This window comes from Sulfurovum sp. MH2-6 (assembly GCF_058374785.1).
Window position 1 is genome coordinate 1,234,301 of the sequence record NZ_CM178170.1, and the last position, 21,887, is coordinate 1,256,187.

At 43.3% G+C, this 21,887-nt stretch carries 27 protein-coding genes; 12 read left to right on the forward strand and 15 right to left on the reverse strand.

What is annotated here, in order from left to right:
* Positions 1-33 precede the first annotated feature (33 nt).
* Complete coding sequence (locus AC4JOV_RS06300; RefSeq protein WP_229935990.1) at positions 34-477, forward strand: hypothetical protein; 444 nt, start codon at positions 34-36, stop codon at positions 475-477.
* Positions 478-689: 212 nt separating this feature from the next.
* Here AC4JOV_RS06300 and AC4JOV_RS06305 read toward each other — a convergent pair whose 3' ends face one another.
* On the reverse strand, positions 690-1,574 hold the full coding sequence (locus AC4JOV_RS06305; protein WP_229935989.1) for a sulfurtransferase: 885 nt from the start codon (positions 1,572-1,574) through the stop codon (positions 690-692).
* Positions 1,575-2,044: 470 nt separating this feature from the next.
* On the opposite strand from AC4JOV_RS06305, the gene AC4JOV_RS06310 reads away from it, so the two are divergent.
* Complete coding sequence (locus AC4JOV_RS06310; protein ID WP_229935988.1) at positions 2,045-2,698, forward strand: TetR/AcrR family transcriptional regulator; 654 nt, start codon at positions 2,045-2,047, stop codon at positions 2,696-2,698.
* 30 nt (positions 2,699-2,728) lie between these two features.
* Positions 2,729-3,334: a class I SAM-dependent DNA methyltransferase gene (locus tag AC4JOV_RS06315; RefSeq protein WP_229935987.1), complete on the forward strand. Its 606-nt coding sequence runs from the start codon at positions 2,729-2,731 to the stop codon at positions 3,332-3,334.
* A 31-nt stretch (positions 3,335-3,365) separates the two neighbouring features.
* On the opposite strand, the gene AC4JOV_RS06320 is transcribed toward AC4JOV_RS06315, so the two are convergent.
* The 3 genes from AC4JOV_RS06320 to AC4JOV_RS06330 all read right to left on the reverse strand — a co-directional run bounded on the left by AC4JOV_RS06320 (position 3,366) and on the right by AC4JOV_RS06330 (position 5,806).
* Positions 3,366-3,950, reverse strand: a complete 585-nt coding sequence (locus AC4JOV_RS06320; RefSeq protein WP_229935986.1) for a Tll0287-like domain-containing protein — start codon at positions 3,948-3,950, stop codon at positions 3,366-3,368.
* Between the two features lie 66 nt (positions 3,951-4,016).
* Positions 4,017-4,967, reverse strand: coding sequence for a methyltransferase domain-containing protein (locus AC4JOV_RS06325; RefSeq protein WP_229935985.1), 951 nt, complete (start codon positions 4,965-4,967; stop codon positions 4,017-4,019).
* Positions 4,968-5,020: 53 nt separating this feature from the next.
* Complete coding sequence (locus tag AC4JOV_RS06330) at positions 5,021-5,806, reverse strand: EF-hand domain-containing protein (RefSeq protein ID WP_229935984.1); 786 nt, start codon at positions 5,804-5,806, stop codon at positions 5,021-5,023.
* 126 nt (positions 5,807-5,932) lie between these two features.
* Here AC4JOV_RS06330 and AC4JOV_RS06335 point away from each other — a divergent pair, with 126 nt between their 5' ends.
* Entirely contained in the window at positions 5,933-7,171 is a 1,239-nt protein-coding gene (locus AC4JOV_RS06335) for a BaiN/RdsA family NAD(P)/FAD-dependent oxidoreductase (protein ID WP_229935983.1), read from the forward strand.
* 21 nt (positions 7,172-7,192) lie between these two features.
* Here the strand turns inward: AC4JOV_RS06335 and murU are convergent, their stop codons facing one another.
* Entirely contained in the window at positions 7,193-7,861 is a 669-nt protein-coding gene (gene murU / locus AC4JOV_RS06340; RefSeq protein ID WP_229935982.1) for an N-acetylmuramate alpha-1-phosphate uridylyltransferase MurU, read from the reverse strand.
* Positions 7,862-8,033: 172 nt separating this feature from the next.
* Between murU and AC4JOV_RS06345 the strand changes: the two genes are divergently transcribed.
* Together AC4JOV_RS06345 and AC4JOV_RS06350 are read left to right on the forward strand one after the other, a co-directional pair.
* Complete coding sequence (locus AC4JOV_RS06345; protein ID WP_491522204.1) at positions 8,034-9,008, forward strand: hypothetical protein; 975 nt, start codon at positions 8,034-8,036, stop codon at positions 9,006-9,008.
* 125 nt (positions 9,009-9,133) lie between these two features.
* Positions 9,134-9,607 carry an REP-associated tyrosine transposase gene (locus AC4JOV_RS06350; RefSeq protein ID WP_229935980.1) on the forward strand — a complete coding sequence of 158 codons (474 nt, stop codon included), beginning with the start codon at positions 9,134-9,136 and terminating at the stop codon, positions 9,605-9,607.
* Between the two features lie 137 nt (positions 9,608-9,744).
* On the opposite strand, the gene AC4JOV_RS06355 is transcribed toward AC4JOV_RS06350, so the two are convergent.
* Both AC4JOV_RS06355 and AC4JOV_RS06360 read right to left on the reverse strand, forming a co-directional pair.
* Positions 9,745-10,671, reverse strand: coding sequence for an aminoglycoside phosphotransferase family protein (locus tag AC4JOV_RS06355; RefSeq protein ID WP_229935979.1), 927 nt, complete (start codon positions 10,669-10,671; stop codon positions 9,745-9,747).
* 102 nt (positions 10,672-10,773) lie between these two features.
* Positions 10,774-11,847, reverse strand: a complete 1,074-nt coding sequence (locus AC4JOV_RS06360; RefSeq protein WP_229935978.1) for an anhydro-N-acetylmuramic acid kinase — start codon at positions 11,845-11,847, stop codon at positions 10,774-10,776.
* A gap of 103 nt (positions 11,848-11,950) precedes the next feature.
* Here AC4JOV_RS06360 and AC4JOV_RS06365 point away from each other — a divergent pair, with 103 nt between their 5' ends.
* Positions 11,951-12,415 (forward strand): cupin domain-containing protein, encoded by a 465-nt coding sequence (locus tag AC4JOV_RS06365; protein ID WP_229935977.1) that lies wholly within the window; start codon positions 11,951-11,953, stop codon positions 12,413-12,415.
* Positions 12,416-12,420: 5 nt separating this feature from the next.
* Here the strand turns inward: AC4JOV_RS06365 and AC4JOV_RS06370 are convergent, their stop codons facing one another.
* The 5 genes from AC4JOV_RS06370 to AC4JOV_RS06390 form a co-directional block, all read right to left on the reverse strand.
* On the reverse strand, positions 12,421-13,065 hold the full coding sequence (locus tag AC4JOV_RS06370) for an HAD family hydrolase (RefSeq protein ID WP_229935976.1): 645 nt from the start codon (positions 13,063-13,065) through the stop codon (positions 12,421-12,423).
* Between the two features lie 3 nt (positions 13,066-13,068).
* Positions 13,069-13,833 carry a TIGR01458 family HAD-type hydrolase gene (locus tag AC4JOV_RS06375; protein ID WP_229935975.1) on the reverse strand — a complete coding sequence of 255 codons (765 nt, stop codon included), beginning with the start codon at positions 13,831-13,833 and terminating at the stop codon, positions 13,069-13,071.
* Positions 13,834-13,944: 111 nt separating this feature from the next.
* Positions 13,945-14,289: a zinc ribbon domain-containing protein YjdM gene (locus AC4JOV_RS06380; RefSeq protein WP_229935974.1), complete on the reverse strand. Its 345-nt coding sequence runs from the start codon at positions 14,287-14,289 to the stop codon at positions 13,945-13,947.
* A gap of 15 nt (positions 14,290-14,304) precedes the next feature.
* On the reverse strand, positions 14,305-14,925 hold the full coding sequence (locus tag AC4JOV_RS06385) for a DUF2238 domain-containing protein (RefSeq protein ID WP_229935973.1): 621 nt from the start codon (positions 14,923-14,925) through the stop codon (positions 14,305-14,307).
* Between the two features lie 90 nt (positions 14,926-15,015).
* The gene (locus AC4JOV_RS06390; RefSeq protein WP_229935972.1) at positions 15,016-15,357 is read right to left on the reverse strand and encodes a hypothetical protein; all 342 of its coding nucleotides are present in this window, start codon (positions 15,355-15,357) and stop codon (positions 15,016-15,018) included.
* 197 nt (positions 15,358-15,554) lie between these two features.
* Here AC4JOV_RS06390 and AC4JOV_RS06395 point away from each other — a divergent pair, with 197 nt between their 5' ends.
* The 4 genes from AC4JOV_RS06395 to AC4JOV_RS06410 all read left to right on the forward strand — a co-directional run bounded on the left by AC4JOV_RS06395 (position 15,555) and on the right by AC4JOV_RS06410 (position 18,777).
* Positions 15,555-17,135, forward strand: a complete 1,581-nt coding sequence (locus tag AC4JOV_RS06395; protein ID WP_229935971.1) for an FMN-binding glutamate synthase family protein — start codon at positions 15,555-15,557, stop codon at positions 17,133-17,135.
* Positions 17,136-17,298: 163 nt separating this feature from the next.
* A complete protein-coding gene (locus AC4JOV_RS06400) occupies positions 17,299-17,589 on the forward strand; it encodes a hypothetical protein (RefSeq protein WP_229935970.1) in 291 nt (96 codons plus the stop codon).
* A 102-nt stretch (positions 17,590-17,691) separates the two neighbouring features.
* On the forward strand, positions 17,692-18,105 hold the full coding sequence (locus AC4JOV_RS06405; RefSeq protein ID WP_229935969.1) for a hypothetical protein: 414 nt from the start codon (positions 17,692-17,694) through the stop codon (positions 18,103-18,105).
* A 219-nt stretch (positions 18,106-18,324) separates the two neighbouring features.
* Positions 18,325-18,777 (forward strand): hypothetical protein, encoded by a 453-nt coding sequence (locus AC4JOV_RS06410; RefSeq protein ID WP_229935968.1) that lies wholly within the window; start codon positions 18,325-18,327, stop codon positions 18,775-18,777.
* A 62-nt stretch (positions 18,778-18,839) separates the two neighbouring features.
* On the opposite strand, the gene AC4JOV_RS06415 is transcribed toward AC4JOV_RS06410, so the two are convergent.
* Both AC4JOV_RS06415 and AC4JOV_RS06420 read right to left on the reverse strand, forming a co-directional pair.
* Complete coding sequence (locus AC4JOV_RS06415; protein ID WP_229935967.1) at positions 18,840-19,232, reverse strand: NifB/NifX family molybdenum-iron cluster-binding protein; 393 nt, start codon at positions 19,230-19,232, stop codon at positions 18,840-18,842.
* A 113-nt stretch (positions 19,233-19,345) separates the two neighbouring features.
* Positions 19,346-20,428: a PQQ-dependent sugar dehydrogenase gene (locus AC4JOV_RS06420; RefSeq protein ID WP_229935966.1), complete on the reverse strand. Its 1,083-nt coding sequence runs from the start codon at positions 20,426-20,428 to the stop codon at positions 19,346-19,348.
* Positions 20,429-20,560: 132 nt separating this feature from the next.
* Here AC4JOV_RS06420 and AC4JOV_RS06425 point away from each other — a divergent pair, with 132 nt between their 5' ends.
* Complete coding sequence (locus AC4JOV_RS06425; RefSeq protein ID WP_229935965.1) at positions 20,561-20,836, forward strand: DUF4389 domain-containing protein; 276 nt, start codon at positions 20,561-20,563, stop codon at positions 20,834-20,836.
* Positions 20,837-20,897: 61 nt separating this feature from the next.
* On the opposite strand, the gene AC4JOV_RS06430 is transcribed toward AC4JOV_RS06425, so the two are convergent.
* Complete coding sequence (locus AC4JOV_RS06430) at positions 20,898-21,830, reverse strand: AEC family transporter (RefSeq protein ID WP_229935964.1); 933 nt, start codon at positions 21,828-21,830, stop codon at positions 20,898-20,900.
* Positions 21,831-21,887: the final 57 nt, after the last annotated feature.

A 21,887-nucleotide genomic window follows, 5' to 3' on the forward strand; every position in this document is an offset into this window, starting at 1 on the left:
GATAATAGTTGATTTCATAGAAAGGGGACCAAGATGCACAAACACAACATTTTAACAATCACACTGATCATTTCCGGGTTGGCACTCAATCCTGTAATGGGTGAAAATACAGATCATCGCAAAATTACCTACAGCAAAGTGAACCATACGTTTATCATAGCAGGCATTGCAGATGTTTTGCAGAGTCGCGGCGTGGAAGGAAAAGCTGCCGAGTCATTGGCCAAGGCACTGGTAGATGAAAAAGATGGAATGTTACTGATGGCAATCGCATATAGTCTTGAACATCACGGCATTGTGACAAAAGAGGAAGTAATGACCTATCTGAGTCAAGCGGCACTGCATAAACGGAAACTGGACTTTAACAGTTATGATCAGTTGATCGGTATGGTTGAAAAGATCAAACAAAAACCGATAGATGAGCATACACGTAAGAAGTTAAGAGAACTGGCAGAAGTAAATCAAAAGTTATTTGTGTAGAGATACACAGATAACCGGCCCGGTTTGGTCAATAATATCTATTGGTTAACATAATATAAAATATATTAAAAAAATAAAAACACTCTTTCCATATATAATGATAGGATGATTTTAGATTTAGATAGATCAAAAAATTTTGCAGTTATGAAAAATGAAAGCTGAGAAAAAAATAAGTGTTACTACTATATATATTGTAGTCTCCAAAAAGGAGCCTACTTTTGAAATACCTCATAGGAGTACTGGATCATTGGCGTATCTTCAAGGTTTCCCCACTCTTTCATGGAAGCATCATAGAGCCTGACATGTTTGTATCCAAGTACGCCGCTTAAAACGAAATAGTTGAATGAGGTCTCAAGTCCACCGGTACAATAGACAATGACTTCATTCTCCTTATCAAGCTGATACCCTTGTGTAAAAAGCTTCTCTAACTTTTTAATATTTTTTAATTTGTAATCATTGTCTACCGAGTAGTTCCATGAGTAGCTCATCGCTCCTTTGATATGTCCATCCCTGGCTACAGTAGCTGTCGGTGTGATCCCCAGGTATTTGTCACTCGGTCTGGCATCCAGCATAGGAAGTTTTCCGATATGGTTTTCCACATAGACTCTATCGGCAATGCGTGCCGGATCTGTTTTTACCGTATAGTTACTGCTTTCTGTTTGGGCAGTATATCTATCAAGTACTGCACCCTCTTTTATCCATGCCTGTTTACCACCATCCAGTAGTGCTACATTTTCAATCCCATGATAATGCAGTGCCCAGAAGATATAACTGGCTTTGAGAAAATCTTTTGGTGTCTGGATATCTGCATAGAGAACAACATCAGAGGATCTGTTTATCCCCAGACTTTGGATCTCGTTTTGGATCTCCTGCGGAGTTCTGACACTGATAAACGTACCGTTGTTCATTCTCCATCTGTCGATCGTGGTATGCAGCGCATGTTTGATATGTCCCGATTCATAGCTTTTTTTACTGGAGACTTCTACAATGGTTAGATTTTTATCATCCAGGTGTTGTTGAAGCCATGTTGTATTGATCAATGGTTCGATTGCAAATGCAGCAACAGAACCGAGAAGGGATAGTAGAAGAGTTTTCATTTGTCACCTTTGTAATTTGTTTTATGTATTCTAGGAAAGAGATACTTAAAGATAGATATTCTCAAATGATAAAATTTATCTTTATGTCTATTTAGTAAAAATTCTATCCCTTCAGTCTAAATATATTTAAAAATATTAAACATATCGATACGCTAATGAATAAAATTGGAACGATAGTAGATCGATCGGTCTCATGAGGTAGCAAAATTGTATTAAAAGAGTGGGAGAATGTGCTTTTATTCGGAGAGGTAAAAAAATAATCCCCTTCAAAGCCCCTAATATAGGGAATAGATAAGGATTTAATGAACAGTTGTTCAGATAATAAACTGTAGGGAAAAAAGAATATGAACGTTTGTTCATAAAACAATCTTGGAGTATTTTTAAATATGAACAGTTGTTCATATACAGAAAAGGTGATACCCTTGACAAATGAACAGTTGTTCACTATAATGCTGTCCAAAGGAGCCAGAATGTCCGAACAGAACGTGAATACAGCCCTATCTAGGGGTAGTAAAACCAAGAGTAAAATACTGAAAACATCACTTAAACTCTTCTCTTCCAAGGGGTACAAAGCAACTACGGTAAGAGATATAGCCGGAGCTATGGGAGTAAAGCAAAGCGCCCTCTATAATCACTTTAAAAACAAAGATGAGATACTGGAAACACTGGTTTCTGAGTTAACCTCTTCCGCTATTGTGCAGATATTTGCCGATAAAGAGGCTCAGGAGCTTCATAAACAGGGAAAATCGCTTTTAATGAGTATTGCCACTACTTTTAAGCTTATTGGCTTTGACGGGCAAAATGAGGCCCTTTTCAAGCTTTTGATGCAGGAGATATACCGTAATGAGCGTATCAGAGAGATCTATAACGAACATTTTTACCAGGAAAACGTCAAAAAGCTCTCAGGACTCTTCTTTGCTATGATGCAGGAGGAGATGATCAAGTCCGGTGATCCTCTATTATTGGCCAATGAGTTCTTTTCACCCCTCTTTTTCTACCAAATGCAGGTTTCTTTGCTAAAATTAGATAAAAAATCGACCTCTTCGGTAGTTTCAATGTTCGAAAAACATGTTGATCTCTTCTGGGAGAATATTAAAATCGAGAAACAAGAGACACTATTTTAGGTAGATACTAATTAATATTAAGGAATATAGATGGAAAATAATGATCTTTTTGCACATAAATCAAAGAGTTGGGATATGAATAGCAAGCGAGTCAAGAATGCAAAGGCGATCGGCGATCTTATAGTAAAAAATATTAAACTGGACAAATCCATGAATGTGATGGATATGGGTGCCGGAACCGGTCTTCTGAGCTATTTTATCGCCCCTTTTGTAGATAAGATCGTTGCCGTGGACAGTTCTCCTTCCATGTTGAAGGAGTTTGAGAGCAAATGTGATGAGTTTGCCTGTAAAACAGAGGTGAAACATATTGATATTTCCGAATATGATGAACCGGAATCCTATGATGGGGTGATCTCATCGATGACGATCCACCATATAGAGGATACCCCTGCTCTTCTAAAAAAGCTTTATGGAATGCTCAATGATGGTGGATTTATCGCTTTGGCAGATCTTGATACTGAAGACGGAAGTTTCCATAGTGATAATACCGGAGTGTTTCATTACGGATTTGACAGACATAAATTGGCAGAGTATGCATCTGAGGCCGGATTTAGTGAAGTGGCTTTCTCTACGGCCAGTACGATCAGTAAGCCGCATGGAGATTTTACGGTTTTTTTAATGACCGCGATAAAATAATATTTTAAAATATAAAAATAAGGGGTATCCCTTATTTTTCTGCAGTTTTCTTGATCTCCGCGACGATCACACCTCTTAAATCACCTGCCTTAAAGCCCATTGCCTGATCTTTCGGATAGCTGACAGTGATCATCTCTTGAATCTCTTTACTGACATTCTGACCATGACATTTCAGACAAACCCCATTTGTTACCAGCGGTTTATAGACTCTTGTCGTATTGCCCTCTTCTACGACTTTGATATCCTGTGGGGTAAATGTTTTCGCTTCTATCGCTGTGATGTAGCTTTCCATCACAGCGATATCCGTTGCATCCGCTATATTCTTTTCATTACGCGTTTTGAGTGCAGTTCTTCTGACTTTTGCATAATCCGGGAGCGCTTTGTTCACCTCTTCTGTGATCTCCATCGCTTTTGCGGTACAAAAACCAAAAGCAGCAACAGCTGTCGGGTCTACTGTCATATGTTCTTGAAGTTCACTCTTCAGCGTGCCGCCAAGTTTCTTGATGTAACTTACACCCTCCATTTTGATGTCTGCTGGTGTGATAGAAGCATTTTGATCCGCTGCATAAATAGAAGTAGCAAGCAGAGATGAGAGTAATAACGTTGGTAATTTCATTGTATGATCCTTAGGTTTATCAATTAATTTTATCTGAATTATAAGTACCGTTTCTTAAAATAAAATTTAACGGTTTGTTTTTGGGGTAATTTTGGTTGCTGTAAGGAAGATATACTCTTTTCCTGTTAATGTGACCCGAAATTTATGCTGCTGCAGATATTTTTTGGCAAAAATGACATCATTGAAGAGCAGTGAGAGCTCACTCATTGCATAGTTTGGTGCTTTTGCACCATAGAGCATCTCTCCGCCGATCCATCTACAGTTTGGAAAACCCAGGATCATAGCACCCTGCTCTTTCTCCAGAAAGTTTTGTACCAGCTCCATCAAAAAGGGCTTGAAGTTAATCGAAGGACTTTGCAACGTGCCAATGGAGATGATCAGATCAAACGACCCGAGATTTAAACTCTCCAGTGCGTTGATATCTTCGGCATAAAGTTCGACATTTTCTTCAGGCAGCAATGATTTGGCATAGGTGATGGCACTTTGAGAGTGGTCGATACCTACCAGGTTTATCTTTTTATAAACGGCATCATCCAGGTGTGCTTTGATCGCTAGAAACTCATCCCCCCGGTTGATCCCGAGGTTTAAAATCCGATTTTTCTCTGCCACTTTCACATTGTTTAACGCTTGAAGATAGTAGTAGAGGAATGCGGGCTCCTCCATTTTGTTGATATTGAAAAACAGAGAATCAGTGCCGTACTTCTCTTTTTTGTCCTCATTGTCAGTAGTATGAAAGGTGTCTCTCTGCAGTTTTTCAAAGTGCAGTGTGATAAAGGGGTAGCTGCTGCTGTGAGGTGTCAGCATCTTGCAGTGAAGCAGTTGAGCAAGATCTGCCCAGCTTTTATATCCATGATAGAAGTATTCTCTCTCTTCTATCACGATCTTTTCTCCGGCGTATCTACCGCCTTCATCGGGGTCAAGTACATCAAATGAGATCACATCACCCGGTTGAAGTGATCTGATCTCCTGGTGCAACTCTGCAAATATCTCTTGCATCGTCTGGTTGGTAAATTTCAAATTTATGCCTTATTGAGTAGAGTAATTATAATGTATGATTCACTTTATACTCTCTATCTACCACACTTTCCATTGGCGCATTTTCCATTCGCACCTTTGTTTTTCATCCTCATTTGCTGCTGATGTGCCTGAAACTCATCCTGGGTGATTTTCCCGTCTTTATTGGTATCGATCTCTCCGAAAGAGGGAGCATCTCCTGCATTTTGAAGCATTCTACCCTCTTCGGCACGTTGATTCATACGTTTTTCACGCGCTTCCTGAAACTCTTTTTCGAGGATCACACCGTCATTATTAAGGTCACTGTCTGCAAACTGAGACATCTGCATCATACGTCTAGGTTTCGTTTTTCCCATACCGTTTCCGCATTTACCCATTTTCCCTTGCGGGCCTTTGTTTTTCATTCTCATTTGCTGTTGATGTGCCTGGAACTCATCCTGGGTGATTTTCCCGTCTTTATTGGTATCGACATCCGCAAACATCGGTGCTTTGCCTGCGTTTTGAAGCATTCTGCCCTCTTCGGCACGTTGGTTCATACGTTTTGCACGCGCTTCCTGAAACTCTTTTTCGAGGATCACACCGTCATTATTAAGGTCACAATCTGAAAACTTGGACATCTGCATCATGCGTTTGGGCTTCATTTTTCCCATGCCGTTTCCGCATTTACCCATTTGTCCCATACCCATCATACCAGCACCTCTATACTGCTGTCGTTCCTGTGGAGTCATAGACTGCATACGCTTTTGCATCTCTTGAGCAAGCTCATCCGTTGAGACCTGCGAGAGGTCGGCACCGAAGCCGCTGGACACCAAGAGTGACGTGATCATAATAAATTTTTTCATAGTATGCTCCTTTATATAATGATATTTAAAATATTATAGTTTCTTATCCTTAAAAGGCAGCTATAAAGAGTCCCGTATACAACTTTTCGGTATCATTCCCGTAATACTTTTTGAAGGATCTTTATCGTGGCCTCTTCTTATGATCTTATCGTTATCGGTTCGGGTGCAGCAGGTATGATCGCTGCGATCACTGCGGCACGTGAGGGGAAAAAGGTCTTGCTTCTGGAAAAACTCTCCCAGGTCGGTGCCAAGCTCAAAGCGACAGGCGGAGGACGCTGCAACCTGACCAATACCTTGGACAACGAAACTTTTATGAACCGTTTTGGCCGTGACGGACGTTTCATGATGCCCGCACTTGAGCAGTTTGATCACCATGCCCTGATCGAATTTTTTAAAGAGATCGGCGTAGAGAGTCATGCCCCCGATGGTTTCAGGGTATTCCCTGTGACGCACAGCTCCGGCACGATCATCAATGCTTTGAAGAGTGAAATGGAGCGTCTTGGCGTAGAAGTCAGGTGTTCACAAAAGGTAGAAACACTCGAGCATGACGGGTTAAAGGTCATCGGAGTGCATACAGGGGATACACACTATCTCGCTCCACATGTGATCGTCGCTACAGGCGGTATGGGATATCCGATGCTGGGTGCGGAGGGGGATGGCTATCTGTTGGCAGAGTCTACCGGACATAAGGTGACAGAACTTTATCCTGCGATGATGCCGCTCAAAACAAAAGAGCACTGGGTTGCTGAATGCAGGGCGGATACCATCGCCAAGGTGACGATGCATGTAGCATTGAAAAAGTATAAAAAGCTCAAAGCCACAGGTGATCTTATCTTTACCAAAAACGGGATACGGGGTCCTGTAGTACTGGACTTCTCCCGTGAGATCACTCCGCTTCTGCAAAAGTTTGAGGAGGTACCGCTTCTGATGAATCTCACAAAAGGGATGAACGAAGAGGAGATACGCGCCCACTTCAAAAAAGCGCTGGAGAAGAATCCGCATCAAAATACACTTGATCTGGTGAAGACGTTGCTTCCCGAGTCTGTCAGTCTCGAACTATGCAAAATGGCGGAGATCGATCCCGACCTTGCGCTTTCCAAGCAAAAGGGTGCTGCAAGAGACACGCTTTTCAAACTTTTGGCCTGGACACCGCTTACGGTAACGGGGCATGACGGTTTTAAGATGGCGATGATCACGCGTGGCGGCGTCAGTCTCAAGGAGATCGACCCCTACACCATGCAGAGCCGCAGACTCGAAGGGCTCTACTTCTGCGGTGAAGTGATGAACCTGGACGGGCCGTGCGGCGGGTATAACCTGCAGTGGTCATTTTCCAGCGGTTATTTGGCAGGGAAACTGTTGGGATAATTTTTCAGAGGCACACTTGGATCAGCTTCTGCTGAAAAGCTCGGCGTTCAGAAGTTCCAGGCGTTCCGGAGTACCGATATCCAGCCACTCTCCCTCATAGAGCTCACCTGTGACTTTCCCCTCTTTCATCGTTTTTCTCAGTAAAGGGGCAAGTGCTGCTTTGCCGTAAGGAAGTCCTTCAAAAAGTTTGGGAGAGTAGTACCCTATCCCTGAAAAAGTATACTGTTTTGCATCGACCACCTTCATCCCCTCCAGTGCAAAGTCCCCTTCAGGATTGTGTGCGGGGTTGGGTACGAGGATAAGATGCGCCAGTGTATTTTCGGCCAAGCTGATGATATGGTCAAACGCGTAATCGCACCAGATATCGCCGTTAACGACCAGAAAAGGCTCATCTCCAAGCAGCGGTAAAGCCTTGATGATCCCCCCTGCACTCTCCAGTGGACCTTCATCCTGTTCATCCGAATAGGTGATCTTCGCACCCCATTCGCTCCCATTCCCCAATGCTTCAGGGATCTGGTAACCCAGGTGTGCGATATTGATCACGATATCAGTGATCCCTTCATGCACCAGACGTTCTATGTGCCATACGATAAGAGGGATACCACCTACTTCAAGAAGCGGTTTTGGGGTTTTATCTGTAAGAGGACGCATACGGGTACCCAGACCCGCGGCAAGGATCATCGCTTTCATATTAATGTCTCCTTTATCTCACTTCTGAGGTCAAAACGTGATACAGGGAAATCACTCAATGATTTCTCGTAAAAGCACTGCCCTTGGCGAGATAGTAAACTTTAGTGAATTAAGTTTAGTGATCCGGTATTGTAACATTTTAGACTCAAACTATAGATGTTATAATCCTACGATGACACTTTTAGCGTATGAAAACCGACTGACACTTACGATGGATGAGCTTCGAAGACTGCCGCTTCACAGAGTTGATGCTGAGAGCAGCAGGCTCAAAGAGGCATTTGAGATCGCCTACAAGCATGATATCTTCAGGGTTGTGGATCTACCTGACTTTGAACAGGGTGATGCGCGCTTTAAACTTTTCAGTGCACTCACAAGATATTCAGGTTCACTGGTTTTCCTGGGTATACAGATATTGGCAGCTAACAACATTATGAATGCCAATGACTTCTCTCTTAAGCAGGAGTACTTCAACAAAAGGTGCGGTATCGCGATCAATCATCTCAGGGCACCTGTGACCGTAGTCAGTGCCCAAGAAAATGAAGATGGGTTCAGGCTCACAGGTACGCTGACCTGGGCGAGCGGTTACGGGATCTTCGATACGCTTTTGGTTGGGTTCCACTGTGCAGGTGCAGAGTATGTGGCGGTCGTTCCGTTTACGGAAGCTGAAGGATTTAAGATCGGAGATCCTGCAGAGAGCTTTGTCGGTGAATCTATGGCTACAGTAGATATCGCACTGGATAACTTTTTGGTCCCTGCTGATCATATCGTAGCCTCCTTTCCGCTGGGCAGCTACAGTGCAGCAAAATCTATCTCCAAGACAGTACATATCGCGATCTACAGCCTGGGGCTGGGTGCGATCGAACAGCTCAAAGATGAAACGGTCAAAAAAGATGCCGCTATGAAACTCGAAGCGATCAAAGATGCGTTTATGGAGACACAGAACGGCGAGATCATGGACCGGCTCCGTATCGAACTCTTCAGACTCGTCCAGGATATCATCACTACAGGGATGGTACTTGTGGGCGGCAAGTTTGTTCTCTCTATAGAGACGCTTCAGCGGTATTACCGAGAATTGATCATGTTCAATTCCAATGGGTTGAACGATACGATCAAAGGGCTTTTTAAAGAGAAGTTTCTCAGCTCGTAAAATTGCAATTATCTTTTTCTGTAGGTCGGGGTGCCCTCACCCCGACTCAAAAATACAATTTTCTTAAAATATTACATTTTGAAATATTTTTAATATACAATATTTTTTCATCATAAAATAATGTTATGCAATATAGACGAATATATCAAGATGGATTCAGTTATTTTATAACAATGGTTACATATAAGCGTAAACCTATACTGATAGAAAACATCAATCTACTACGAGACTCCTTTGAAAGAAGTAAACAACATTATGATTACCACATTGATGCTATCGTCATACTACCTGATCATATTCACATGATTATTACACCTAAAAATGCACAAGAATACTCTAAAATCATAGCTCATATTAAGAGAAGTTTTGTGTATGGAATTGGATCAAACTTAAGAAATCAATCGAAGCTTGCGACTACACCATCACAACACAAAAGAGGTCATGCCGGTATATGGCAGGAACGTTTTTATGAACAAACCATTAGAGGTGAAAAAGATTGGTTGGAAAAGATTAATTATATGAAAAACAATCCAGTGAAACATGGTCATGTTGATAATATAAAGGATTGGAAATATTCATCTTTTTATAAACACCTGTAGGTCGGGATACCCTTATCCCGACACAAACTGAAGTATTTAGGCAATATTGTGTCGGGATAAGGGTATCCCGACCTACGGGAATTTAGTTTTAGAATACATTGATTTTAGGGTTAGATTAGCCGTGACATTTATTTAATTTATGTCAAGATATCTACAAGCCCTTTTGTCTCTTCATATTTACCCGCTACATCAAGCACATATTTAAGTGTCAACGGTATATCTTTGAGATATCCCTCTTTCCCGTCACGGAGATAGAGGCGGCTGAAGATACCCAGTACCTTGATATGGCGCTGCAGTCCCATGAAATCGAACCACCGGATAAAGGTTGCATTATCGACATCCAGTCCCCGTTTGTCGCGGAAACTCAGTGCCAATGCTTCGATCTTTTGAGGATCAAAGGAGACATAGCAGTCACGCAGCAGTGAGACGAGGTCATAGGTGACAGCCCCTACTCTGGCATCCTGAAAGTCTATGACGACGATCTCATCATGCGGGTTCAGCATGATGTTGCGTGAGTGGAAGTCTCTGTGTACAAAGTAGCCCTGCGGCTGCGCCAGGACCTCTTGCGTGATATTATTTAATATCTCATCAAGCGTTTGCTGCTCCTCTTCGCTCAAGGATTTACCCAGGTATTTCTCCAGATACCACTCCTGCATCAGATCCATCTCTGCACGCAGGAATCCCTCATCATATGCCGGCAGCGCTTCGGTCACGGCACCCTGCATCTTGACGATGGTATCGATCGCCTTGTCGTAAAAGTGTACGAAGTTACGCTCATCGATCGTTTCAAGAAGGTGCCTGCTTCCCATATCTTCGAGCATCAAAAAGCCCTCTTCTCTGTTTTGTACAAGGATTTTCGGTACAGTGACCTTTGCATCCCTTAGACGAAATGCGATATCTACAAAGGGTTCGATGGACTCTTTTTGAAGGGAGGCATCCATGATAATACTGCTTTGTATGCCGTCATTGAGACGGTAGTATTTACGGAAGCTTGCATCACTCGATGCAGGTTCAAGTTTTCCTTCGCAGTAGATATCTTCCAGCCATGCTTCTATCTTTTCCATTGTGATTTATCCCTTTGTATCTCATTCCTAACAGAGAGGAGTCTATGGTTTTTGGGGCAGTATGCCACGTTTTGACCACTCTGTCAAGCGTAGAGAGGGGAATTATCTGTAGACGCCTCCAAGGATACCGTTTTCTCGTGCACCGGTAACATCCTTGAGATTGACATGCTCATTATGGATCCGTTTGTAGGCAAGCCATGCCATCATCATCGCTTCAATTTCGTCCGCATTCTCTGCAATGATCACCGTGATATTTGGCATGACGGCTTTGATGCGTTCTACAAGGAAGCTGTTCTTTGCTCCGCCTCCGCTGAGTACGGCGATATCCCTTTGAAACTTGAGAAGCTCATTGCAGATCGTGATCGCGGTCAGTTCAAGAAGCGTACGCTGCACATCTTCACTTTTGGGTGGCACTTCTCCTATAAAATGGTTGATCCACCCTTCATTGAATTTTTCTCTGCCTGTGCTTTTTGGATGGGGTTGATGAAAGTAGCGATCATTGAGCATATCCTCCAGCAGTGTGAAATTGACTTTCCCTTCTCTTGCCCATGCACCGTCTTTGTCATACATTTCTCCCGTATGGGTCTGGCACCAGTGGTCCATCAGTACATTTCCCGGTCCCGTATCATATCCTGTCAGCTCTCTGCCCGGTATCGTGATATTGGCCATACCTCCGATATTGACCACTGCGATACTCTCATGCACCTCCTGGAACAAGAACTGGTGAAATGCCGGTGCCAAAGGTGCTCCCTGCCCGCCTAAAGCGATATCTTTGGCTCTGAAATCAGCCACGACCGGTATACGTGTACGCACCGCCAGTGTACTGGGATCACCCAGCTGCATACTGAAAGGATACGCGCCGTTTGGTTCATGCCACAGTGTCTGACCGTGTGAGCCGACGGCCGTTACGGTTTTAGGATCGATTGCGTAAGTTTCAAGCAGCGCATTGACTGCATCGGCAAAGTGTTCCGCCAGTTCTATATGCAGTCTTCCTATCTGGGCCAACGTTTTCTTACCCTTGATCGTTTGCAGGAGTTTTTCTTTTAGCTCTGCGGGGAAAGGATACTCTGTGGCATGGATCAGTTGACATGCATATTTGTCGATCTGGCAGAGTACAACGTCAATCCCATCCATCGAAGTTCCCGACATGAGTCCGATATAGTGTTCTTTTTTCATTGGATCATTATAACGTAAAGGGTATTACCCTTTGCACACTATCTGCACAGATAATGAGTATAGATATAAATATGAGAGATCACAAACGAAAAGGAGTGATATCATGTTAAGAAAAACGTTATTGCGTCTATTGGTTTCTACCCTGTTTTTTGTAAGCCAAGGGTTTGCTGAAGAGAAGGCACTTGCCTTTACTTATGAGACCGAGTCTTTACAATGGGGACCCTGTCCGGCATTTCTCGGTGATGGGTGCAAGATCGCTGTATTGCATGGTGATCCGGCCAAAGAGAATCTGGATGTTTTCTTCAAAGTACCTGCTGATTATGCGATCCCGCATCACTGGCATACCTCTGCAGAACGTATGGTACTGGTATCAGGCAAGATGACAGTAACGTACGATAACCAGGAGAGTGAACTGCTCACAAAAGGGATGTATGCTTACGGGCCATCCAAACATCCGCATAGAGCCTACTGCGAGAAAGGGGATGAACCCTGTGTTCTTTTCATTGCGTTTGAAGAACCTATCGATGCATTCGAAGTGGTGAGTGAAACACCTCCGGTAAAGGAGTAACGCCTTTAGAGGGAGTAGTGCTCCAGTAGTGGGATAAGCTCCTCCAGATCTTGAATGCGGTGCGTAGCAGTGCTGAAATCATGGTCGGCAGTGAAGTGATTCTCAACAATCGCACACTCTATACCCGCATTGACCGCTGAACGCAGTCCCCGCTCGGAGTCTTCGACGATAAGCGCTTCATGTTTTTCCCCTCCAAAAAGGGAGAGCCCTTGAAGATAGGGGTCCGGATGAGGCTTGCTTCGCGCATACTCTCCGCTGCAAAGTACAAACTCCATAGGGTCGACAATACCGCGTCCCTCATGGATAAGTTCAAAGTCTTCACGCCGTGCAGAGGTGATAATCCCCATTCGGTACTTTTCACGTAAAGCGGCAAGCACCTCATGCACACCGGGTATCGTGATATCTTCGGTACGCAGGTAATGTTGGTAAAGTGCATTGCGTTTTGCGCGTTCATGCTCTACCCGCTCTTTGCCGTATCCCTGTTCCTCGGCTAACAAGAGGGCACTTTGTCCATGGACCATGATCTCTTTGTAGCGTTCTTCTTCCAGCGTGATGCCCATCGCCTTGAGTATCTCGTAATTGGCCCTGAAGTACCACTGCTCTGTCTCTACGAGTACACCGTCATTATCAAAGAGAAGATACTTTTTCATGGGTTAGTCCAGGAGTTGCGATACAAGTTCAGTGAAGCTCTCAACGACGATATCGGGTTTGATCTCACGCTTTAGGTCACTCTCTTTAAATTTACCTGTTTTGACCAGTGCGGTTCTAAAACCGGCCTTCTGTGCACCACCGATGTCTGAGAGGATATCATCACCGACCATCAGTATTTCATTCGGTTCCATTCCCAGGGATTCTGCCACCAGATGAAAAAATGAGGCGCTTGGCTTGCCGATGATGGTTGCCTCTTTGCCACTGGCAAATTCCAGTGCAGCGATCCAACTCCCTGTACCGATCGTAAGCTTCCCGTCACTGTCTTTAAAGTAGCGGCTTTTTGCGGCACCGATAAGTTCGGCCCCCTCTTCAAGATGACGGAATGCCTGGTTCATACTTTCAAAATGGAAGTTTGTATGGGCATCGGCAACCACCACACAGTCGGGTTCGTCACCTCTTAGGTCGGCAAAATAGTCACTGGCTTCATCGGTAAGGAGTGTATAGGCTTTATACTCTTTGTCTCTGAGATAGTCTCTTGTCGCGGCAAGTGCGGTATACATCTCCTCTTCATCTATAGTGAATCCAAGTTTTCTAAGGTGCGCAGCGATCGTTGCAGGAGTGTTTCGTGTAGTGTTGCTGATGAGCTTCAGCGGGTAGTGTTTTCGGAGTCTGTCAAGTGCTTCAGGTGTTCCCTCTATTGCTTCATTTCCAACATAGAGTACCCCACCGATGTCACTCATGACCGCTTTTATATTTCTTAGTATCATATTCTTCCTTTTTGGCCTTCTTCTAGGTGATAGGCGAAAAATGCAGTAATGTATGTAGATACTACTATACCGAAAGAGATACTCTTTCAGTATAGAAGATGTATGAGTCGGTTATGCCTTTTTCACAAACTCTTGTTTAAGTTTGATCGCTCCGACACCAGGCACTTTACAGTCGATATTGTGTCCATCGTTTCCTTCAACAAGGCGGATACCCTTGATCTTGGTCCCTACTTTGATCCCGTCGCTGCTTCCTTTAACCTTAAGGTCCTTGATAACAGTCACCGTATCACCCTCTTGAAGAATGTTGCCATTGGCATCTTTGACGACTAAGCCTGCCTCTTCTTCCGCCTGAGCCTCTTTACTCCACTCATAGGCACACTCAGGACAGACGTAAAGCTCTCCGTCTTCATACGTATATTCGCTTCCACACTTTGGACAGTTTGGTAGTTGTTCCATGATTTTTCCTCTCTTTCAGTTCTTATGGTCTTTTGGAACCGTGATTATAGCTAAAAAGCCAAAAAGTACCGCACCGCACATATCCAGGAGCATATCTTTCTGTGCATCCCATATATCTCCCTGGGAGCCTAAAAAGAGTGATCCGGAGGTACCTCCCTCTATGACGGCATAGTACATCTCTATGATCTCATAGCTTGCCGCCCAGAACCCTATCGCAAAGATCGCAAACAAAAAAGCGACAAAGCGGTTTGCAACCAAAGAGCTTCTGACTAAAAACTCCACGATAGGATAAGCAAACACCCCAACAAAAAAGTGCCCCACTCTATCAAAGTTGTTACGTCCCTCAGGCAAGATAAAATCCAGCCCAAGTGAGGAGAGAAGCTGGTTACCATACGCAAAAGGTACCCGCTCGAAGCTCCAGTGTCCGCCTATCGTATGATAAGAGAGGAATGTCCACATCAGTATATACGCCGTGCCGGAAAAGAGAAAGCTTCTATGCCATACGACCAGAATACCTACAGCGATAAGGACGGGTATATTCTCTACCAGCCAGGTTGCCCGGTCATAGGGCTCAATTGCCAGTATGCTGAAGAGTATGATATATAAAACAAGGAGTATCTTTGGGAGGTGTTGCATAAGCGCTCTTTATCGGTTTAACATTTTGAAAGACAGTATAACATGAAGAGAGATCCCGTTTCACTAAAGTGCATAACGGGAACGTAGTGATTAGGCTTTAGGATCCTTGAGGAAAGCCAGGGTCAAAGCATCCTTGCCTTCGATCACTTTTTTACCGACGAAGAGTTTCACACTGTGGAACAAGAAAAGTTCACCGGAGTAATTGACACCGAGGATAAAGGTGTATTCACCAAATGCAAATTTTCTCAATCCCATCGCTTCAGGTTGTTTCGTCGGGTTCTCGACAGCAAAACAGACTTCGTTTGGAAAGTCGACTGTACGACGCTCATCACTGACAAGGTGTACTTCACCAAGATCAGATGTAACCTGTACAGAGAGTTTGTTTTCGAGTGAATGTACTCTTAGCTTATAGTCGCCAAATGTAAAATGCATTCATAGTTCCTTTTATAGTTGTTATTAAGTGGAACATTATACCTTGATTTTGTAATGAAACTATTACACCCTTGTATAAATTTTGATCTTCTGTAGCCATCCATTGTATATTTCTATCTCTAGGTTATTTGATAACATTTTCAGCATCTCAGCTTACTTCAGCTTGGTATAATATGAAAAACCGATTAGGATCTTATATGCGTAAACAGTTTGTCTACTACTCCCTCTTTACTCTTTCACTCTTGTTCATTCTCTCCTTTTTTTACCCTTTTTTTCTCTGGTTGCTGCTGCTCACATCGGTGCTTGTAGGGATCGGTATATATGACATGTATCAGACCAAGCATTCACTCAGACGCAACTATCCTCTTATCGGGCGTGCCAGATGGATGCTTGAAGCGATGCGCCCGCCGATTCGCCAGTACTTCATCGAGTCGGACATAGACGGTGTACCTATCAATAGAATGCTCAGAGGGTTGGTATACCGCAGGGCCAAAAAAGAGGTCAATACACTTCCCTTCGGTACCAAAATGGATACCTATGAACCCGGTTATGAGTGGATAGGACACTCCTTGAAGGCATTGGATGCCGCTGCGCTGCCTGACGATTTTCGTATACGTATCGGCTCTTCACAGTGCAAACAGCCCTATGATTCCAGCCTGCTCAATATCTCGGCCATGAGCTTCGGGGCACTGAGTCAAAATGCCATCCTGGCATTGGGGTATGGTGCAAAACTGGGTCACTTTGCCCACAATACCGGTGAAGGCGGGTTAAGCCCTTATCACCTGCAGACAGGTGCCGATCTTATCTGGCAGATCGGTACAGGGTACTTTTCGTGCCGGGATGAAGACGGTCATTTCTCTCCGGAACTTTTTGCCGAGAAAGCAAAATACCCCCAGGTAAAAATGATAGAGATCAAGCTCTCCCAAGGTGCCAAGCCGGGACACGGAGGGATACTCCCCGCAGACAAAAACAGCGAAGAGATCGCTGCGATACGCGGAGTAGAAGCGCATACCCGCGTAGACTCGCCTCCTACACACAGTACGTTCAGTACTCCGCTTGAATTACTTGCGTTCGTGCAGCAGTTGCGTGACCTTTCGGAGGGAAAACCCGTAGGCTTCAAGTTGGCTATAGGACAGAAAAACGAGTTTATCGCGATCTGTAAAGCGATGATAGAGACAGGTATCTGCCCGGACTTTATCACCGTAGACGGCGGAGAAGGCGGTACGGGGGCAGCACCGCTTGAACATACCAATTCTGTAGGAATGCCGCTGCGCGAGGCGCTTGCCTTTGTGAGTGATGTACTGACGGGGTATGATCTGAAAAAGGAGATCAAGATCATTGTCTCAGGTAAGATGATCACAGGGATGGATATCGTCAAAGCCCTGGCGCTTGGGGCTGATCTCTGTGCGAGTGCACGCTCTTTCATGCTCTCTTTGGGATGTATACAGGCACTGCAGTGCCATAAGAATACCTGTCCCTCAGGGATAGCAACGCAGGATAAAAGCCTCAGTAAAGGAGTGGTAGTGACAGATAAGAAGCAGCGTGTAGCCAACTACCACAGCGAAACGCTCCATAGTTTCAAAGAACTTCTCGCCTCAGCCGGTCTCTCCCATCCCGATCAGCTCTCAAGGGTACATATCTACCAGAGGGTAGACCGTACCGAGTATCACCGCTATGATGAGTTCTTCCCGCCATTGGCACCGGGAGAACTTCTCGCTCCGCCCTATCCTCCCAAGCTGGAGCGGTATATAGTGCAAAGCAGCCCCAATCACTTTTAGAGACCCATCGCTTCATCTGAGCATTCCCATCAGATTTCGATTGGAATGTTCACCAATATTTAAAGTAGGTAACCCAGACTGATGTGTTACCTAAACTACACTCAAATATTTTAGTAGATAGAAACTATTGACATCTTAATATGAGTATGCTAGTATCCGGCCCATGAAATTACATAGGTTTTATCTTTTATCACTCATTGTCGTTATGTTGACTGTGGTCTCTTTCGACCTCTCTTCACCTCAGTTTATTGATAATACAGCAGAAACAAAAGTTGAAGTTTCATTAGAAGAGAAAGAGGCAGAAAAAAAATCGGATGAAAATCTGCTTGCCACTATTTCGGCGCGCCATTTCAAGGAAATAGAACTATTTTCAGGCTTTTATTTCTCCTTACCTATTGTAAATCAACGCTATCTTGATACTATCTTCAAACCTCCTATAGCCCTAAATGCTTAACTGACAATCATACTCCTTGCATTGTGCAGAGATAAAAGTCTGATTGTTGACATATACACATCTAACCAAAAGAAAAATATATAAATTCAGGAGAAAATAGTCATGAAAAAATTATTAGTGATCACAGCGCTTTTAGGGTTATTTATCGGTACCAACGGATATGCAGCGTCATCTGCGACACTCAAAGAAGAGAAAGTTATCCATGCGATTCAAAAGGGTGCACAAAAAGATGCGTGGAGCCAATATACCCCATCAATGCGATGTGGTACACAGACACTCTATTTCAAAAAGAGACTCAAGAATAGAAAGTACTACTCATACAGATATCAAAACAGACATAGAAACAAACATACAACGGTTTATGCCAAAGTAGACTATACAAAAAATGGTTTTACCGTCCAGTTTGTAGATAAGGTCGGGATGAACCTTGGAATGCTGGGGATTGACAGTAAGATAGACAAAAGTCTGGATGAACTGAAAAATGCAATAAACCGTGAACTGGCTGTCCGTTCATAGAAAGTTCCTGATAGGAGGTGGAAACGCTTTATCCCTTTCTATCAGAGTTATGATACGTTCCTTCTCCCGCTTATGCGGGGGAGAACTTCTCTCTCCTCCATCTTATCCTTCAAAATAATCCGATTCATTTCTAGATCATTCAAGATTTAATGTTAAAAAATATAATTTAAGCTAAGAGAGTATAAAATTTGCCGTTTAAAACTAAGAGAAAAGAGATACGTGAAAGAGATAAAACCGCACGAAGAGAGATATTTTAAAGACATTGTTTTAAGGAGTATCCTAAAGGAGATCTCAAACGAACAGGGAGCTAAACCACTGGATGACCTGATACCTTCCAAAACCCCAATGGGTAGAAATAAACAGATTGCCTGGTTCTTTTTGGCCTCTCTTTCGATCGTTGTACTGGCTGCTTTTTTTACCCCTGCCGCTGAGAAAACAGATCAACCTGCTCCGCGGGGTATACTCACGAAACAAGATACGCCACATCAGACTAAAAAACCAAAAGAGATGGCGAAGATCCGGGAAGAGCTCCCATCAAAACTTAAGATAGAAACAAAGGAAGATGCCCTAATTATCGTATCAAAACACTCTGCAAAGGCTTGCATAGAACCCATGCAACAGAGTGAACGTGAACTAGCAAAAGCACAACTCCTTAAACAGATGAAAAACTAACTCTTCTCTCTTCCCCATGCGATAAGATACATGATAAGAGAAATTGTTTAACCGTTTGAAACCTATATAAACTCCGATGAGAGTTCCTGCAGGATCTGTTTTGCTTCGATACCTTGGCCGTTGTACTTTTTGATCTTGATATCATGTTCTGCCATTGATTTCGCAGTATTTTTACAGGCACGTCTGACGACCATATAGTCACAGTCCCCAAGGGCATCGCCCATTTTAAGGTGCTCTTTTACATGCGCTTCGTCCTCTGCATCGTGCGAACAGTGATGCTCCTCATCATGTTCATGCTCATCTAAATCGCCTCTGGGATTCTTTCTTACATCTTCAAGATCAAATGACCTGAACATGCCGTTTCCTTTGAGGGTGAAGACAGCAAAGTACGGTGTATGCCCTGCATTTCCGAAAAACTGAAGGTTTTTATCTTTTACCGGTACGGCTACTTTCATAGTCGCTCCTTTCATGTTAAATATAGAACATTATAGCGTAGAAGAGAATTGATCTTTATCTTTTTTCAGATTTTAACGATGCTTTCTCTTTAGGCTGTTACTCTGTGAGTAGCTTAGCCAGGCGAGAGTTTAAATATCTCTCCGTTATCCGTAGAAAAATAGATAAAGCCTCTGCTGTCCTGTGTCACGCACCGTATCCTCTTTCCCAGTTCCTCCAGTATCCTCTCTTCACTTGTAAGCTTGCCGTTTTTATCGACTCCGATGATATTGATATGTTTGAGTACCAATGCCCCTGCAAAGAGCTTGCCTCTCCATCGGGGGAAGAGGTTCCCCTCGTAGATCATTAGAGAACTTGGCGCGATAGAGGGGATGTAGACCTTGTGCGGCTGCATCATCCCTTTTTTGTGCGTCCCTTCGCCCACCGCTATGGGAGCCCAGTACTCTTTGCCGTAGGAGATAACAGGCCAACCGTAGTTTTGCCCCTTTTTGATCAGGTTGATCTCATCCCCGCCCCGTGGACCGTGCTCGATAGCCCATAGCCTTTGGGTCGATCTGTCATAGTAGATACCCTGAGGGTTTCGATGCCCATAACTGTAGATCTCATTAAGGGCAATGGAGTTGTGTATAAAAGGATTGTCTTTGGGTACGGAGCCGTCCATGTTCAAGCGCAAAATGGAACCCGCATGGTTATGAAGATTCTGCGCATTTTCTCTCACGCCCCTATCCCCTACACTAAAGAAGAGATGCCCACCCTCATCAAATGCGATTCTACTCCCAAAGTGCCGGTTGTATGAGGTCGTAGAGTGTGTGACCAGAAGGTCCTGCCATGCTATCAATCGGTTTTTACCCAGTTTTGCCCGTGCAAGTGTCGTAGCACCTTTTGATCCTACTTCTTTGACATAGGTGAAGTAGATCCAGCCCTCTTTGTTAAAGTCCGTCGTGAGTGCCACATCCAGCAGGCCGCCCTGCCCTTTGGCCCTGACTTTTGGCAGCCCCCGGATCATCTTGACCGTTTTACTATTATTATCCAAAATACCCGCCTTTCCCTCTCTCTGGGTAAAGAGTATCTTCTTATCATCGATAAATACCATTCCCCAGATCACGCCATGACCGCTTGTAAGCTTTTCAAGCCTGTAGCCTGAATCGGCACTGAGTAAGGAAACAAACAGGGTGAGCAGTAATACATATATCTTCATATCTATGCCTTTATACGCTATCTTGATCATTATAACGTATGGACTCTCAGCGTATAGATTCCATCAGAAATTTTGTAACCACTCTGACCATACAGTATTGCCAACATGCTATAATCAAAAAAAGGAGATACCATGAATAAAGTTAAAGAAGAAGTTAAAAAAGCAACGGGTGAAAGAGTCCTCTATACGATCTTTTTCGCAGTGATTGCAAATATTGTTTCCTGGATAGTATGTCTTATAGTAATAGCACAGTTTTTATACAGCTGGATCGGTGGCAGCCTCAATGGAAAACTGCTCTCATTCTCAGCGTCAATATCAGAGTATATTAAACAGTTGATCGCCTATATCTCTTTTAATAGTGATGAAAAACCCTGGCCTATGGGAGAGTGGCCTCAAGAGGGAAAATAAACATTTTATCTCTTCCATATCAAAAGATACGGAAGGAGAAATGGGAGGGGAAAGACGCTTTTTATAAAAATCCACCGTACCAAAATATATAAAGTGGAATCGTAATGATAGATACAACCGTACTTATAAACACAGCTAAACTTGCTTTTTCAGGTTTTGTATTTAATAAAACGGCTAAAGTAACCGTATTTCCGGCAAGTGGAACAATCGAGAACAAAAACAAGACTTTGTACAGATCAGTATTGAGTAACTGAAAGAAGGTTTTGTCTAGATATATACATCCCAAAATTGCCAAAGGCCAAAATACAAACTTGACAAAAAATGCGATAGATAGAAACCTGACATCGAAATGACCTTCAGAGTTTTTAAGTCCTATCAAGCCCATACCGAGCATCATCATACCCAAGATTCCATAAGCACCTTTGAATTGCGTTGTATAAGAATGAATTGCTGCAGGTATTTCAAATCCTGCAATATTTAAAACAATTCCTAAAATAAATGCATATAAAATAGGAAGCCTGGAAATCTTTTTAAGCGCTTCTCCCACTGTAAAGTTACCCATAGCTGTAACGTAAAACCCTGTCGTGCTTTCGTATAAAAGTGAAGCTAAAACAGTAAAAATAAAAATATCTGCCAAAGACGGTTCAAAAAATATAATAGCCAATGGAATACCAAAATACCCCGTATTCCCAGTTCCTGCAGAAAAGGATAGAATATTTCCAGTTGGGTCATTCCACTTGTTCTTAAATAAAGCCAAGGAGGTAAAAGCGATCAGCGAACCAAAGATATATAAGAATACCGGTAAAAAAGCTACTGCAAAGTTGATTTTAACACTTACCGTTGCTGAGAATACAACAATTGGACCTAAGATATAGATTAATAAAGCTGCGACAGATTCTCTTTGTACTTTTAAAAATTTTGAAGATAGATAGCCTAAAACAACATTAATGTAGATGGGAAAAACCTTTAAAAGGATTAGTGTAAATAAACTCATTTTTTAGTAACCTTTCTTCCATTTTCTTTGATGGTGTCGTAATTTGAGAGATTAAAT